Genomic DNA, 14878 nt, shown 5'->3' with positions numbered 1-14878 from the left:
CCCGGCAGGTTCTGAAACAACCCTAGGCGGCCGCCGTTTCCAGCGCCGCCAGCGCGTTGAGGACCACCTGCTTGCGGTCCAGGTTCGCGGATTCCGCGCGCGCGAAAAGACGCTGAACCTTTTCCCACACCTCCACCCAACGTTCAAGGCCGCGGGCATTCGCCAGCCGGGTCATCAGGGCGGCCTCGCCCGGCACCACCTCCGCCGGCCAGGAGCCGCGGGCGAGCGAGCGGGCGAAGCGGGCCAGCCACCAGACCAGCAGCTCGGTCGCCGTCTCGAACATCCCGTCGTCCTGTTTGCGGGTCAGCTTGTCGCCGAAGGCGTGCGCCGCGACGATGTCGATGCGCGGCAGGTCGGACAGCAGCCCGACCATCTCGCGGTAGAGCGCCAGACCCCCGGCGTCGGCCAGATCGATGGCGCGGCCGACGCTGCCTTCCGACAGGCGGGCCAGCGCCGGACGGTCGTCGGCGGCGATGTCGGGGCGATGCCGTCCCAGCAGGTCGATGACCGTCTCCTCCGCCAGCGGCTTCAGCGTCAGCTTGCGGCAGCGCGAGCGGATGGTCGGCAGCATGCCGCCGGGATTGTCGCTGACCAGCAGCAGCAGGGCGCCGGGCGGCGGCTCCTCCAGGATCTTCAGGATGGCGTTCAGCCCGCTCAGATTCATGCGGTCGGCGCCGTCGATCACCGCGACGCGCCAGCCGCCTTCCGCCGAGGTGCGACGCAGGAACGGGCCGATCCTGCGCACGTCATCCACCGCGATGTCGCGCTTCAGCCGGCCCTTCTTCTCATCGCGCTGGCGCTCGATGGTCAGCAGATCGGCATGACCGCCCGACGCCACCCGGCGGAACACCGGATGGTCTGGGCCGATGTGCAGCGAGGTTACCGGCGCCGCGCCCCCCAGGGAGTCGCCGAACAGGCTGTCGCCGGGGGGCTCCTGGGCCAGGACGAAGCGGGCGAAGCGGAAGGCCAGCGTCGCCTTGCCGATGCCGGGCGTGCCGCCGATCAGCCAGGCATGCGGCAGCCGGCCGGAATTCCAGGCCTCCAGCAGCAGCCGTTCCGCCTCGTCATGCCCGACGAGGTCGGGATTGCGGCGCGGGGCGAGCGCCTCCTCCGTGGCCGGCGCGGCGGGGGCGGGGGGGCGCGCCTTGCTCATGGATCTCCCGCCCGGTCGGAAGGGCCGAGCCCCAGCCGGCCCGACACCGCATCCCAGACGCGGGCCTGCACGGTGTCGGGATCGGCGTCGGCATCGACCACGGCGCAGCGGTCCGGCTCGCGCCGGGCGATGTCGAGGAAGCCGTCGCGCAAGCGCTGGTGAAAGCCGATGTCCATCCGCTCATAACGGTCCTCGCCGCCATGGCGGGCCACCGCGCGGCGCAGGCCCTTCTCCACCTCGATGTCGAGGATCAGCGTCAGGTCGGGGCGGAAATCGCCGAGTGCCGCGCGCTGCACCGTCTCCACCAGCGCGCGCCCCAGCCCCAGCCCGTAGCCCTGATAGGCCATGGTGCTGTCGAGGAAGCGGTCGCACAGGACCCAGTCCCCCGTCTCCAGCGCCGGCCACACCGTCCGCTCCAGATGGTCGCGGCGGGCGGCGCTGTGCAGCAGGGCCTCCGTCACCGGGCTCCAGCGCCCGGTCTCGCCGGTCACCAGCAGGGCGCGGATCTCCTCCGCCCCCGGCGATCCTCCCGGCTCGCGCGTCGTCACCAGCCCGGCACCGCGGGCGCGCAGTGTTTCCCGCAGGCGCCCGGCCAGCCGGCGCAGCTGCGTCGACTTGCCGGCCCCTTCGCCGCCTTCGAGCGTGATGAGGCGGCCGCGAGCGGGGGAGGTGGCGGGACCCGCCATCGTCGTCACGGTCACAGGCTGTTGCCGAAGACGAGATATTTGGCGGCGGCGAAGGCGCGGCCGACGAAGCCGGCCTTCGGCACGTCCTGGGCGGCCACCACCGGCACCTCCTTGCCGGGGAAGCCTGGGGCGGAGATCACCAGCTTGCCCACCGGGTCGCCCTTCTTGAGCGGGGCGGCGACGGGCGCGCTGCTGACCAGAGACACCTTCATGCCGGGGCGGTCGGTGCGGGCCATGGTGACGCTCAGATTCTGCGGCACGGTGACCGGCACCATGTCCTGTTCGCCCTGCCAGACCGGCACCTGTTCGATGGTCTCGCCGCCCTTGTAGAGCGTGTAGGAGGCGAATTCGCGGAAGCCCCATTCGATCAGCCGGGCCGATTCGTCGGCACGCGCCTGCATGCTGGGCAGGCCGTTGACCACCAGCAGCAGCCGGCGCCCGTCGCGCTCGCCCGACGCGGTCAGGCCATAGCCGCCGGCGTCGGTGTGGCCGGTCTTCAACCCGTCGACATTCATGTTGCGGTAGAGCAGCGGATTGCGGTTGCCCTGGGTGATGCCGTGATACTTGAACTCCCGGATCGAATCGTACTTGTAGAATTCGGGGAAGTCCTTGATCAGCCGTTCGGCCAGGATCGCCAGGTCGCGGGCGGTCATATAGTGGTTGGGGTCGGGCCAGCCGGTGGCGTTGACGAAGTTGCTGCTCTTCAGCCCCAGCTCCTTCGCCCGCTTGGTCGCCTGCTCGGCGAAGGACTGCTCCGATCCGGCCAGCCCCTCGGCCAGGACGATGCAGGCGTCGTTGCCGGACTGGACGATCATGCCCTTCAGCAGGTCGTCGACCTTGATGTTGTTGTGAAGCTCCACGAACATCTTGGAGCCCTGCATCCGCCAGGCCCGCTCGCTGACCGGCAGCGTGCTCTCCAGCGTCAGGCGGCCGGCCTTGATCGCCTCGAACACCATGTAGGCGGTCATGATCTTGCTCATCGACGACGGCGCCATCCGCTCGTCGGCGTTCTTCTCGAACAGCACGGTGTTCGAGGTCAGGTCGACCAGGATCGCCTGCTTGGCGATGGTGTCGATGGTCGCGGCCTGGACCGGAACCGCGGTGAAGCCGGCGCCAATCGTGGCCCCGGCCATCGCAATTCCGGCCGCGACAGCGACGGAACGGCCGAAAACGGCACACAGGCGGACGACATCAGCGTTCATGGCAACAATCCTCCAAGGACACTCGGTACAGGCATTCGGTCATTGCCGCTCGGGCGGAGCGGCCGGGATGGGGTTCGGGTGGCTCCGGATCAATCCACCACGATTTTGGCCTCCGTAAGGCCGGCCTGGATGATCTGGTTCAGCAGGCTGTCCGCCCGGTCCACGCTGTCCAGCGGACCGACGCGGACGCGGTGCAGGGTCATGCCGGCCGACCGCGTCTGGCTGACGCTGGCGCGCTGGCCGATGGCGGACAGGCGGGCGCGGGCCTTCGCCACATTCTCCTCGCTGCCGAAGGCGCCGACCTGGACATAGATGGCCTCATGCGCCTTGACCGGCAACTGGGCGACGACCGGCGCCGGCACGAAACGCCCTTCCGCCATGCTGCCGGCGACGGTGGTCGGCGGCGGGACGGGGGCGCCGACCACCGCCGGACGCGGCGCGCCGGTGGAGGGGCTGGCGGAGGCGCCGATCGTCGTCGCCGGACCGGACGGTCCCGTCACCTCGATCCGGCCGCGCGGGGCGGCCTTCGGCGGCGGGCCATCGACTTCGGCCAGCAGCGGGGCGGGCGTGCCCTGGCGCGCGGCGGCGGCGATGGCGCGGCTTTCCTCCGCCAGGATCTGCACGCGCACCTTGGCGGTGCCGGGACCGTCGAAGCCCAGCAGCTGGGCGCCGCGGCGCGACATGTCGATGATGCGTCCGTTGGCGTAGGGGCCGCGATCGTTGATGCGCACGACGATGGAGCGGCCGTTGTCGAGGTTGGTGACCCGCACCAGGCTCGGCATCGGCAAGGTCTTGTGCGCGGCGGTCAGCTCGTTCTGGTCGTAGATCTCGCCGTTGGCGGTATTCCTCTCATGGAAGCCCGGACCGTACCACGAGGCGATGCCGGTCTCGTCGTAGCTGAAATCCTCCTTGGGATAATACCAGACGCCGTTGATCTGATAGGGCTTCCCAACCTTGTAGATGCCGCTGGTCGGAAGGCCCGAGCCGGTGCCGGCGGGTTTCTGCGCGCAGGCGGCGAGCGTTGCCACGCCGACCAGCACGACGACCCTGCTCACCCCGCGCCAGCGACGCATCCGCCAATTTCCTTCCGTCCCGAATCCGGCCCGACCGCCGGGCGGCGGCACTCTAGCGGAGTGGCATCGCCGCGCCAATGCCTCGAACGCGGCAGCAGCATGATGACACAGCCGGGCGGGGCGGAGCCGATCAGGGGGCCGGGAACAGGCTGTCGGTCCGGCCCATCGCCCAATAGGCGGCCAGCCCGATCCATTCCCGCACCGCGTCGTCCAGGATCACCAGATTCTGGTCGAGCTGGAAGCGCAGGATGGGGCGGGCGTCATGGCGGGTGCGGTAATCGACGGGATAGGGCTCCACCGGCCATCCGACCTCCCGGAAGATGCCGACCGAGCGCGGCATGTGCATGGCCGACGTGATCAGGATCCAGCGTTCCCCCGGCCGCGGCCTGACCATCTCCTTGCTGAAGACCGCGTTTTCCCAGGTGTTGCGGGACTCCGCCTCATAAAGCACGCGGTCGGCGGGAATGCCGGCCTGGGCCAGGGCGGCACGGGCGGTGACGTCCTCCTTCAGGTCGGGCGCCAGCAATTGTCCGGAACCGCCGGTGAAGACGGCCTTGGCCTCCGGATGGCGGCGGACGAGATCGGCGAAGCCGAGGATGCGCTCGGCCGCCTCGTTCAGCGAGGGATCGCCGCGATCGGCGGTGATCGGCGGGTTGACGGCGCCGCCCAGCATGATGATGCCGTCGATCCGCCCCTCCGGCTCGCTGCGGGGAAAGCGGTTCTCCAGCGGCAGGGCGACCAGCGCCCCCAGCCCGGTATACATGACCAGCAGAAGCAGAACCGTGGCGAGCGTCACCAGCCGCCGTCCGGCGCGCTGCCAGCGCCGCATTCGCAGCATCGCCGCCCCCAGTGCCAGCATCAGCACCAGCGCGTTGCCGGGCGCCAGGACGCCCCACAGCAGCTTCGACAGGATGAAGGACAGCACTGGCGCATCCTCGGCGGTGGCGGTGGCGGTGGCGGAGAGGGCTTAGGGTGAGCCGGGCATCAGCCTCCGACCGGCGTGCACAGCTCCACCAGGGTGCCGTCCGGGCAGCGGAGGAAGGACACCGTCTGTCCCCAGGGCATGGCCCTCGGCGGCGCCAGTTCGGCGGCGCCGGCCGCCAGCGCCCTGGCATGCGCCGCCTCCACGTCGCCCGTCACCAGGGCGATTTCGACGCCCAGCGGCTTGTCGCTTTCGTTCGCGAACACATAGCCGGCGGGGTGGTGCGACAAGGCGAGATCCTGGCTGGCGAAGGACAGGGTGGTGGCGCCGGTGTCCAGCTCGCCATAGTCGCCCGTTTCGGCGAGGAAGCGGCGGCCCAGCCCGAACGCCTGTTCGAAGAACGCCAGCGACGCCGCGACGTCGGGAACATGGAGGATGGTGTAGCCGAACTTCATGGAATGGTCTCGCGGGGTGAGTGGGCCGGGCGGCGGACTCTATCACTCTCCGGCGCGCGCGTATCCCCAGACCGAGGCCGGCGGCAGGTTGCGCAGGGTGAAGCCCAGCCGCTCCCCCTTCAGCCCCAGCGCCGCGCGGTTCAGCGGCGAATGCGGCATGAAGCTGTAGAGCAGGAAGCGCCCGCCCGGCCGCAGGATGCGGAAGGTGGCGTCCAGCACCTCGCGCTGGAACTCCAGCGGGAAGGTGATCATCGGGATGCCGATCACCACGGTGCCGACCTTGCCGCACAGCGCCTCGCCCAGCAGCTCCGGCGCCTTGCGGCAGTCGTCGGCGATGACGGTCACCGCCGGGCAGCGGGCGCGCAGGTGGCTGGCGAGATTCCCGTCGATCTCGAAGCTGTAGAGCCGGTCGGCCGGGACGCCGGACTCCAGGATCGCCGCGGTGATCGGCCCGGTGCCGCCGCCGAACTCCACCACCGCCTCGTCCGGTTCGCGGCGGATTTCGCGGGTGATGCGGCGGCGCAGCGCCTGGGAGGAGGGGGCGATGGAGCCCATCGCCCAGGGATCGGCCAGCCAGCGGCGGAAGAACAGCCAGGATTCGGACAGCGAAGCGGACGCCGTTTCGGTGGTCTGGGTCATCGGGGGCCTCCCTGGAGTGGGGCGGCCCGTTGTCCAATGTCCTGATGCGGCCGCCCTACCGCAGAGTAGCTGCCAGAAGTTGGTGACCGGCGTATGACAGGCTGCTCGCCACCAGCCCGAAAAACACCAGCGCCGCCGCCGTCAGCCCCAGCCCGACGCCGATGGCGCCGCCGTCGCGCTCGATCAGCCCCAGCGAGATCAGCACCAGGGCGAATCCCGGCAGCCAGCCGGTCAGCGGCAGCGGCACGATGCAGGTCAGCGTCAGCAGGAACAGCAGCAGCCCGAACCAGCGTTCCTGGTCGATGCGGGCGAGACGGTGCAGGCGCGGTTTCAGCATCCGTTCGATCCACACCAGACGCGGCATGGCGGCGTCCAGCGTCCGCGCCGCCAGCCCCGTCCCGACGGAGCGGCGCAGCAACCAGTCGGGCAGCCCCGCCCCGCGCCGGCCGAAGGCGAGCTGGGCGGTGTAGAGCAGGATGGGCAGGTCGAACAGGCAGGAGACCCCCAGCGGCACCGGGGCGATGGTCGGCAGCGACAGCGCCAGCAGGATGGTGCCGAGCGAGCGGTCGCCCAGCGCCCGGATCAGGTCGCCCAACGTGACCCGCCCCGGCGGCAGGTTGGCGCGGAAGCGGGCCAGCACGTCGGACGTCCGCTCCTCCTCCTCCGCATCGCGGAGGGCGGGCGGGGCGATGGTGCCGTCCGGCTCGGTGGCCTTCCGCTCCATCTCCGCCCGCTCCAGTTCGGCGGCGGAGTCGGCCCCGGCGCCGTCGATGTGCCGGCCGGCGGTCAAACGCCCGCCTCCGCCGCGGCGCTCTCGTACGACTCCAGCGCCTCCAGCCAGGTCTCCTCGGCGCTCGCCAGCTTCTTCTCGACCGTGCCCAGCTCGATCTGGAGCTTGGTCAGCTTGTCGGACGGGCCGGTGTAGAGGGCGGGGTCGGCCATCCTCCCCTCGATCTTGCGCTTCTCCTCGGCAAGCTTGGTCACCAGCGCCTCGGCATCGGTGGCCTTGCGCTTCAGCGGCGCCAGCGCGGTGCGCGCCTCGGCCGCCGCCCGGCGCTGGTCCTTCTTGTTCGGGCCGGCGTCGCGCTCCGCCCCTCCCTTGGAGACCGCCCGTTCCGCCTTGGCGCGGTCGAGCAGATAGCGGCGGTAATCGTCGAGGTCGCCGTCATAGGCCTGCACCGTGCCGTCGGCGACCAGCAGCAGCCGGTCCACCGTCATCTCGATCAGGTGGGGATCGTGGCTGATGATGATGACGGCGCCGGGGAAGTCGTTGATCGCCTCGATCAGCGCCTCGCGGCTGTCGATGTCCAGATGGTTGGTCGGTTCGTCCAGCATCAGGATGTGCGGGACTTCCCGGCTCATCAGCGCCAGCAGCAGCCGCGCCTTCTCGCCGCCCGACAGGCTGGCGATCTTGGTTTCCGCCTTCACCTGGGGGAAGCCGAAGCGGCCGAGATGGGCGCGCACCTTCTCCTCCAGCGCCAGCGGCATGATGCGCTGGGTCTGCTGGATCGGCGTCAGCGACAGGTCCAGTTCCTCGGCCTGATGCTGGGCGAAATAGCCGATGCGCAGCTTGGGCGGGCGCCGCATCTCGCCGGCCATCGGCTGCAAGCGGTTGGCCAGCAGCTTGACCAGCGTCGACTTGCCGTTGCCGTTGGCGCCGAGCAGGCCGATGCGGTCCTCCATGTCGATGCGCAGGTTGACCCGCCGCAGGATGACCTTGTCGCCATAACCGATGCTGACCCCTTCCAGCGCGATCAGCGGCGGCGCCAACTCGTCGGGCGGGGGGAAGTTGAAGACGACCTCGGGATCGTCCTCCATCAGCGTGATCGATTCCATCTTCTCCAGCAGCTTCAGGCGGCTTTGCGCCTGACGGGCCTTGCTGGCCTTGAAGCGGAAGCGGTCGACATAGGACATCATGTGCTTGCGCCGCGCCTCCTGCTTGGCGGCCATCGAGGCGAGGCGCTCCTGGTTGGCGCGGCGCTGCGCCAGGAACTGGTCGTAATTGCCGCTGTAGGTGACGAGCTTGCCGTTGTCGATGTGGATCGTCGTCGTCGGCACCGCGTTCAGCAGCTCGCGGTCGTGGCTGACCAGAAGGATGGTGTGCGGATAGTTCTTCAGATAGCCCTCGAGCCAGATGGTGGCTTCGAGGTCGAGGTGGTTGGTCGGCTCGTCGAGCAGCAGCAGGTCGGGGCGGGAGAACAGCACGCCGGCCAGCGCCACGCGCATCCGCCAGCCGCCGGAGAAGTCGGAACAGGGGCGCTGTTGCGCCTCGGCGTCGAAACCCAGGCCGGACAGCACCTGGGCCGCGCGCGACGGGGCGGAATGGGCCTCGATGTCGGCGAGCCTTGCGTGGACTTCGCCGATGCGCATCGGGTCGGTCGCCGTCTCGGCCTCCGCCAGCAGGGCGGTGCGCTCGGTGTCGGCGGCCAGCACGGCGTCGATCAGGGTGGTCGGGCCGCTCGGAGCCTCCTGCGCCACCATGCCCATCCGCATGCCGGCCGGCAGGGTGACGGCGCCGGCGTCGGTTTGCAACTGGCCCGAGATCAGTTTCAGCAGGGTCGATTTCCCGGTGCCGTTGCGCCCGACCAGCGCCACGCGGTGCCCCTTGGGCACCACCGCCGTCGCATGGTCGAACAACACTCGGCCGCCGAAGCGGAAGGTCAGGTCATTGATGTGCAGCATAGCGCGGAGGATGTAGCACGCGGGGGCGCCGATTTGAAGCGGGGCAGGGTGGATGGCCCGCGAATGGCACGGCTTTGTCCCGCGCGGGGTGCCATGCGCCGGCTCCCGCCCCCCGGCCCGGATCCAGGTCCGGGGGGCGGGGGCGGATTTCCGGTTTGTTTGAACGCGACCAAGTTGGAGAACGGAACCGCCACCCGCCTTTTTTTTATTGAACGTTCATTCAATAAAAATCACGCTGTCTCCTGAAATCAAATTGCGGGATGCGGACCACCCTTGGGCCTGGGATCGGGGAGACGGGACATGATGCGGTTCGGACGGCAGGCCCATTACATCCACGGCCGCCCCGTGGAGGGCGAGGGGCGGGAACGCTTCGCCACCGTCAACCCGGCGACCGGCGAGACGCTGGCCGAGGTCGCGCGGGCGACATCCGCCGATGTGGACCGCGCGGTCGACAGTGCCCACGCCGGTCAGGCGGTGTGGGGTGCCATGACGGCGATGGAGCGGGCGCGGGTGCTGCGCCGGGCGGTGTCCCTGCTGCGCGAGCGCAACGACGCGCTGGCCGAAATCGAAACGCTCGACACCGGCAAGCCGCTGAGCGAGACCCGCGCGGTCGACATCGCCACCGGCGCCGACGTGCTGGAATATTACGCCGGCCTCGCCCCGGCGCTGGAAGGGCGCCAGATCCCGCTGCGTCCGACCTCCTTCGTCTATACCCGGCGCGAGCCGCTGGGGGTGGTGGCCGGGATCGGCGCCTGGAACTATCCGATCCAGATCGCCCTGTGGAAATCGGCCCCGGCGCTGGCCGCCGGCAACGCCATGATCTTCAAGCCGAGCGAGGTGACGCCGCTGACCGCCCTGCATCTGGCGGCGATCTACGGCGAGGCCGGGCTGCCCGACGGCGTGTTCAACGTCGTGCAGGGCGACGGCCGGGTCGGCGCCCTGCTCGCCGCCCATCCCGGCATCGAAAAGCTGTCCTTCACCGGCGGGGTGGAGACCGGCAAGCGGGTGATGGCCGCGGCGGGCGGATCGACCCTGAAGGAGGTGACGATGGAGCTGGGCGGGAAATCGCCGCTGATCGTCTTCGCCGACGCCGACCTCGACCGTGCCGCCGACATCGCCATGATGGCGAATTTCTACAGCTCCGGCCAGGTCTGCACCAACGGCACCCGCGTGTTCGTCCAGCGCGGCGTCGCGGCGGCGTTCGAGGAGCGGCTGCTGGCCCGCGTGCGCCGCATCCGCATCGGCGACCCGCTCGATCCCGACACCAATTTCGGTCCGCTCGCCAGCTTTCCCCACCGCGACAAGGTGCTGCGCTTCATCGCGGCCGGCAAGGCGGAGGGCGCCCGGCTGCTGGCCGGCGGCGGCGTTCCGGAGGGGGCCGCCTTCGCGCGCGGCGCCTATGTCGAGCCCACGGTCTTCACCGATTGCCACGATGGCATGTCCATCGTTCGCGAGGAGATCTTCGGCCCGGTCCTGTCGCTGCTGACCTTCGACGAGGAGGAGGAGGTGATCCGGCGGGCCAACGCCACCCTCTATGGCCTCGCCGCCGGGTTGGTCACCAGCGATCTGGCCCGCGCCCACCGGGTGATCCACCGGCTGGAGGCCGGCATCTGCTGGATCAACGGCTGGGGCGAATCGCCGCCCGAGATGCCGGTCGGCGGCTACAAGCAGTCGGGCGTCGGCCGCGAGAACGGGGTCGAGACGCTCGACCATTACACCCGCGTCAAATCGGTTCAGGTCGAACTGGGGACTTATTCGTCGGTGTTCTGAGCCCGCTTTTCAGAGAAGGCCGCTTTTTAAAGAAGGGGTGTTCGATGTCGAATCAACCGACCTCCGGAGCCGCCGCGCCGGAGAACGGCGCCGCCATGCCCTCCGCCATGCCTGCAATCGCCCCTGCGGCGCGCGAGTATGATTACATCATCGTCGGCGCCGGGTCGGCCGGCAATGTGCTGGCCTGCCGCCTGACCGAGGATGCCGGCGTCAGCGTCCTGCTGCTGGAGGCCGGCGGACCCGACCACCGGCTGGACTACCGCACCCAGATGCCGGCGGCCCTGGCCTTTCCGCTGCAAGGCCGCCGCTACAACTGGGCCTATGAGACCGAACCCGAGCCGCACATGGACAACCGCCGGATGGAGTGCGGGCGCGGCAAGGGGCTGGGCGGGTCGTCGCTGATCAACGGCATGTGCTACATCCGCGGCAACGCGCTGGACTATGACGGCTGGTCGGAGCTTCCGGGTCTGGAGGACTGGAGCTATCTCGACTGCCTGCCCTATTTCCGCAAGGCGGAGACGCGCGACATCGGTCCCGACGCCTATCATGGCGGCACCGGCCCGCTGTTCGTCACCACCGCCAAGCCGGGCGTCAACCCGCTCTACGAGGCGATGGTGGAGGCCGGGGTGCAGGCCGGCTATGCCCGTACCGCCGACCTGAACGGCTACCGCCAGGAGGGCTTCGGCCCGATGGACCGCACGGTGACGGCGCAGGGGCGGCGGTGCAGCACGGCGCGCGGCTATCTGGATCAGGCGCGCGGCCGGCCGGGGCTGACCATCGTCACCCATGCGCTGACCGACCGTATCCTGTTCGATGGGCGCCGCGCCGCCGGCGTCGCCTATCTGCGCAACGGCACGCCGGTGACGGCGCGGGCGCGGCGGGAGGTGCTGCTGTGCGCCGGGGCCATCGCCTCGCCGGCGATCCTGCAACGGTCGGGGGTGGGGCCCTCGCCGCTGCTGCGCGAGCTGGGGGTGGAGACGGTGCTCGACCTGCCGGGGGTCGGCGGCGATCTCCAGGACCATCTGGAGATGTACATCCAGTATCATTGCCGCCAGCCGGTATCGCTCTATCCGGCGCTGAAATGGTGGAACCAGCCGGCCATCGGCGCCGAATGGCTGTTCCGCGGCACCGGCATCGGCGCCAGCAACCAGTTCGAGGCCGGCGGCTTCATCCGCACCGGCGACGATGTGCCCTGGCCCAACATCCAGTATCACTTCCTGCCCGTGGCGATCAGCTACAACGGCACCAACGCGGTGGAGGCGCACGGCTTCCAGGCCCATGTCGGTTCGATGCGCTCGCCCAGCAAGGGGCGCGTCCATGCTCGCTCGCGCGATCCGGGGCGGGCGCCGAGCATCCTGTTCAACTACATGGCCGATCCGCAGGACTGGCGGGAGTTCCGGGCCGGTATCCGCATCACCCGCGACATCATGCGCCAGCGCGCGCTGGCTCCCTATCGCGGTGAGGAGATCAGCCCCGGCGCCGAGTGCGTCACCGACACCGACCTCGACGCCTTCGTCCGCCATCACGCCGAGACCGCCTATCACCCCTGTGGCACCTGCCGGATGGGGACCGACGAGGGCGCGGTGGTGGATGGCCAGGGCCGGGTGCATGGGCTGGAGTCCTTGCGCGTCATCGACGCCTCGATCATGCCGCGCATCGTCACCGGCAACCTGAACGCGCCCACCATCATGATGGCGGAGAAGCTGGCCGACGCGGTGCGCGGCCGTCCGCCGCTGCCGCGCGCCGACGTGTCCTATCATGTCGCAGACGCCGCCCTCGGCCGGAAGGAGTCGATGAAGGACCAGCGGCTGCGGGCATGAACCTGCGGCCCCACGGTGAAAACGGCCCACAGCGAAAACCGCAACGACAACCATAAGCAAGGAGAACAGGGACATGGCCAAGACATTCGGTAAATTCTCCGCCGGCAAATTCTCCACCGCCAAACTCTCCACCCTCGCCGTCGGCCTGATGCTGGCGGCCGGCGCCGCCGTCCTGCCGGCGGGAACGGCGCGGGCCGCCGATCCGGCATCCTGCAAGTCGGTGCGGTTCGGCGATGTGGGATGGACCGACATCGCGGCGACGACGGCGCTCGCCTCCGTCACGCTGGACGCGCTGGGCTACAAGCCGACCACCAGTGTCTCGTCGGTGCCGGTCGTCTATCTCGGGCTGAAGACCAAGTCGCTGGACGTCTTCCTCGGCAACTGGATGCCCACCATGGAGACCTTCATCAAGCCGGTGCTGGAGGACGGCTCGGTCGAGGTGACGCGCGTCAACCTGGAAGGCGCCAAATACACGCTGGCCGTCCCCACCTATGCCGCCGAGGCCGGGCTGAAGAGCTTCAAGGATCTGGCGAAGTTCAAGGACAAGCTGGACGGCAAGATCTATGGCATCGAGGCCGGCAACGACGGCAACCTGATCATCGAGAAGATGCTGAAGGCCGACGCCTTCGGGCTGAAGGACTTCAAGATGGTGGAGTCCAGCGAGGCCGGCATGCTGGCCGAGGTCAAGCGGGCGGTCCGGGCCAAGAAATGGATCGCCTTCCTGGGCTGGGCGCCGCATCCGATGAACAAGACGATGGACATCACCTATCTGGCCGATGGCGACGACTGGTTCGGCCCGGATTTCGGCGGCGCCACCGTCAGCACCAACGTGCGCAAGGGCTACGCCGCCGAATGCCCGAATCTCGGCAAGTTCCTGTCCAATCTGGTCTTCACCGTGGACATGGAGAATGCGGTGATGGACGGCATCATGAACGGCGGCCGCAAGCCGGAAGCGGTGGCCGCCGACTGGCTGAAGAAGAACCCCGCCGTCCTGAAGACCTGGCTGTCCGGCGTCACCACGCTGGACGGCAAGGACGGTCTGGCCGCCGCCCAGGCGAAGCTGGCGGCGCTCAAGTCCTGACCTGACGCCTTGTTTCGATAAGCCTCCTCGACTCCGGCCGCGGCGGGATGCCGTCGCGGCCGGGATTTTTTTGGCCGCAATTTTTTCCGGAGTGTCCGTTCCGGCGCAGGCGCCAACGAACACCTTGCCGCGCCGCGAAAGCGCCTCTATAAAGCCGCCCATCCGGCGCCCCGGTCCTCCGGCGGCGCCTGCGAGTTCTTCAATCGGCGCAAAGCCCCAGTCCCGCAGGAGTCACCAGCATGGCCGTCGAACGGACCCTCTCGATCATCAAGCCCGACGCCACCCGCCGCAACCTGACCGGCAAGATCAACGCCAAGTTCGAGGACGGCGGCCTGCGCATCGTTGCCCAGAAGCGCGTCCAGCTGTCCAAGGCCCAGGCCGAGCAGTTCTATGGCGTGCACCGCGAGCGTCCGTTCTTCGGCGATCTGGTCTCCTTCATGATCTCCGGCCCGGTGGTCCTCCAGGTTCTGGAAGGCGAGAACGCCATCGCCCGCAACCGCGAGATCATGGGCGCCACCAACCCGGCCAACGCCGCCGAGGGCACCATCCGCAAGGAGTTCGCCGAGTCGATCGAGGCCAACTCGGTCCATGGTTCGGACGCTCCGGAGACCGCCGCCCAGGAGATCGCCTTCTTCTTCGCCGGCATCGAGCTGGTGGGCTGATCCCAAGGGGCCTGACCGTCCGTCAGGCCCGGCGAAAAGGCCGCCTCCGCGAGGAGGCGGCCTTTTTTGCGTTTTGCGTCAGGCTCTGGCAGTATCGGGAACCGTGAACCTTTCACCCCGCCCATCCTCACCCCGCAGATGCCGGGGTCGATCCCGACAGGAGTTGCCCGCGATGGAATCCCAATCCGCAAAGCCGATCATCGCGGCGCTGCTGCAACCGCTGCCGGTCCTGACCCAGCCGCAGGCCCGCAACGACCTGTCCGACGAATCCGTCGTGCGATTGCTGACCCGCCAGTTCATCGACCTCAGCCTGGACGCCTTCAACCAGGTGCTCCAGGGCAAGCTGGACCAGGACGAGGCGATCGACGGCATCAACCGCCAGGCCACCGCGCTCAACTCCGTCTTTCTCGGCACCAGCGGCTTCGACACCGTCATCACCCACCCGTGGAACAGCCCGGACCAGCTCGGCGCCTTCCTGAAGGACGTGGTGGCGCTGGAGTATCCGGAGGATGATTGCGTCCGCGCCATGCTGATCCATCTGGCGACCCAGGTGATGCACGCGCTGCGCCTGCCCGACGAGGAGCGGAACGAGGAGGTCGAGGCGCTGACCCTCGACGCCGCCGACCTGCTGCTGGGCCGCGCTCCGGAAGACGATGGCGAGATCGACATCGACATCGGGGTTTGAGCGCGGGCGTCGCATGCGGGTGAAAGCTTAGATCCTAAAGCTTCTTTT

Annotated in this window: 14 protein-coding genes; 5 read left to right on the top strand and 9 right to left on the bottom strand. The window is 69.2% G+C overall.

Annotated features, from left to right (window positions below; all coding sequences use genetic code 11):
• Positions 1–22 precede the first annotated feature (22 nt).
• From AZL_RS09570 to AZL_RS09530, 9 genes are all read right to left on the bottom strand, one after another.
• A complete protein-coding gene (locus AZL_RS09570) occupies positions 23–1153 on the bottom strand; it encodes a DNA polymerase III subunit delta' (RefSeq protein WP_012974430.1) in 1131 nt (376 codons plus the stop codon).
• On the bottom strand, positions 1150–1839 hold the full coding sequence (gene tmk, locus AZL_RS09565) for a dTMP kinase (RefSeq protein ID WP_012974429.1): 690 nt from the start codon (positions 1837–1839) through the stop codon (positions 1150–1152). The genes AZL_RS09570 and tmk overlap by 4 nt, the downstream gene beginning before the upstream one ends.
• A gap of 11 nt (positions 1840–1850) precedes the next feature.
• Positions 1851–3041, bottom strand: a complete 1191-nt coding sequence (locus tag AZL_RS09560) for a D-alanyl-D-alanine carboxypeptidase family protein (protein WP_012974428.1) — start codon at positions 3039–3041, stop codon at positions 1851–1853.
• An 89-nt stretch (positions 3042–3130) separates the two neighbouring features.
• The gene (locus AZL_RS09555) at positions 3131–4114 is read right to left on the bottom strand and encodes a septal ring lytic transglycosylase RlpA family protein (protein ID WP_042442892.1); all 984 of its coding nucleotides are present in this window, start codon (positions 4112–4114) and stop codon (positions 3131–3133) included.
• A 130-nt stretch (positions 4115–4244) separates the two neighbouring features.
• Complete coding sequence (locus AZL_RS09550) at positions 4245–5039, bottom strand: YdcF family protein (RefSeq protein ID WP_012974426.1); 795 nt, start codon at positions 5037–5039, stop codon at positions 4245–4247.
• Between the two features lie 59 nt (positions 5040–5098).
• A complete protein-coding gene (locus AZL_RS09545; RefSeq protein ID WP_012974425.1) occupies positions 5099–5491 on the bottom strand; it encodes a VOC family protein in 393 nt (130 codons plus the stop codon).
• Between the two features lie 42 nt (positions 5492–5533).
• A complete protein-coding gene (locus AZL_RS09540; protein ID WP_012974424.1) occupies positions 5534–6130 on the bottom strand; it encodes a class I SAM-dependent methyltransferase in 597 nt (198 codons plus the stop codon).
• 55 nt (positions 6131–6185) lie between these two features.
• On the bottom strand, positions 6186–6920 hold the full coding sequence (locus tag AZL_RS09535) for an exopolysaccharide biosynthesis protein (RefSeq protein WP_247894187.1): 735 nt from the start codon (positions 6918–6920) through the stop codon (positions 6186–6188).
• Complete coding sequence (locus AZL_RS09530) at positions 6917–8812, bottom strand: ABC-F family ATP-binding cassette domain-containing protein (RefSeq protein WP_012974422.1); 1896 nt, start codon at positions 8810–8812, stop codon at positions 6917–6919. Before AZL_RS09530 ends, AZL_RS09535 begins: the two co-directional genes overlap by 4 nt.
• 300 nt (positions 8813–9112) lie before the next feature.
• Here AZL_RS09530 and betB point away from each other — a divergent pair, with 300 nt between their 5' ends.
• The 5 genes from betB to AZL_RS09505 all read left to right on the top strand — a co-directional run bounded on the left by betB (position 9113) and on the right by AZL_RS09505 (position 14830).
• Positions 9113–10582: a betaine-aldehyde dehydrogenase gene (betB, locus tag AZL_RS09525; RefSeq protein WP_012974421.1), complete on the top strand. Its 1470-nt coding sequence runs from the start codon at positions 9113–9115 to the stop codon at positions 10580–10582.
• Between the two features lie 107 nt (positions 10583–10689).
• Entirely contained in the window at positions 10690–12402 is a 1713-nt protein-coding gene (betA, locus tag AZL_RS09520) for a choline dehydrogenase (protein WP_012974420.1), read from the top strand.
• A gap of 73 nt (positions 12403–12475) precedes the next feature.
• On the top strand, positions 12476–13483 hold the full coding sequence (locus AZL_RS09515; protein WP_012974419.1) for a choline ABC transporter substrate-binding protein: 1008 nt from the start codon (positions 12476–12478) through the stop codon (positions 13481–13483).
• A gap of 239 nt (positions 13484–13722) precedes the next feature.
• Positions 13723–14145, top strand: a complete 423-nt coding sequence (gene ndk / locus AZL_RS09510) for a nucleoside-diphosphate kinase (RefSeq protein ID WP_012974418.1) — start codon at positions 13723–13725, stop codon at positions 14143–14145.
• Between the two features lie 172 nt (positions 14146–14317).
• A complete protein-coding gene (locus AZL_RS09505) occupies positions 14318–14830 on the top strand; it encodes a hypothetical protein (RefSeq protein WP_012974417.1) in 513 nt (170 codons plus the stop codon).
• Positions 14831–14878: the final 48 nt, after the last annotated feature.

This window comes from Azospirillum sp. B510 (assembly GCF_000010725.1).
Lineage (GTDB): Bacteria > Pseudomonadota > Alphaproteobacteria > Azospirillales > Azospirillaceae > Azospirillum > Azospirillum lipoferum_B.
Note: the sequence above shows the minus strand (reverse complement) of the source record. Positions and strands in the feature narration are given on the sequence as shown.

Coding starts and splice junctions, on each gene's coding strand:
- AZL_RS09570 (WP_012974430.1), bottom strand. CDS start 1,153: ATGAGCAAGGCGCGCCCCCCCGCCCCCGCCGCGCCGGCCACGGAGGAG.
- tmk (WP_012974429.1), bottom strand. CDS start 1,839: ATGGCGGGTCCCGCCACCTCCCCCGCTCGCGGCCGCCTCATCACGCTC.
- AZL_RS09560 (WP_012974428.1), bottom strand. CDS start 3,041: ATGAACGCTGATGTCGTCCGCCTGTGTGCCGTTTTCGGCCGTTCCGTC.
- AZL_RS09555 (WP_042442892.1), bottom strand. CDS start 4,114: ATGCGTCGCTGGCGCGGGGTGAGCAGGGTCGTCGTGCTGGTCGGCGTG.
- AZL_RS09545 (WP_012974425.1), bottom strand. CDS start 5,491: ATGAAGTTCGGCTACACCATCCTCCATGTTCCCGACGTCGCGGCGTCG.
- AZL_RS09540 (WP_012974424.1), bottom strand. CDS start 6,130: ATGACCCAGACCACCGAAACGGCGTCCGCTTCGCTGTCCGAATCCTGG.
- AZL_RS09530 (WP_012974422.1), bottom strand. CDS start 8,812: ATGCTGCACATCAATGACCTGACCTTCCGCTTCGGCGGCCGAGTGTTG.
- betB (WP_012974421.1), top strand. CDS start 9,113: ATGATGCGGTTCGGACGGCAGGCCCATTACATCCACGGCCGCCCCGTG.
- betA (WP_012974420.1), top strand. CDS start 10,690: ATGCCTGCAATCGCCCCTGCGGCGCGCGAGTATGATTACATCATCGTC.
- AZL_RS09515 (WP_012974419.1), top strand. CDS start 12,476: ATGGCCAAGACATTCGGTAAATTCTCCGCCGGCAAATTCTCCACCGCC.
- ndk (WP_012974418.1), top strand. CDS start 13,723: ATGGCCGTCGAACGGACCCTCTCGATCATCAAGCCCGACGCCACCCGC.
- AZL_RS09505 (WP_012974417.1), top strand. CDS start 14,318: ATGGAATCCCAATCCGCAAAGCCGATCATCGCGGCGCTGCTGCAACCG.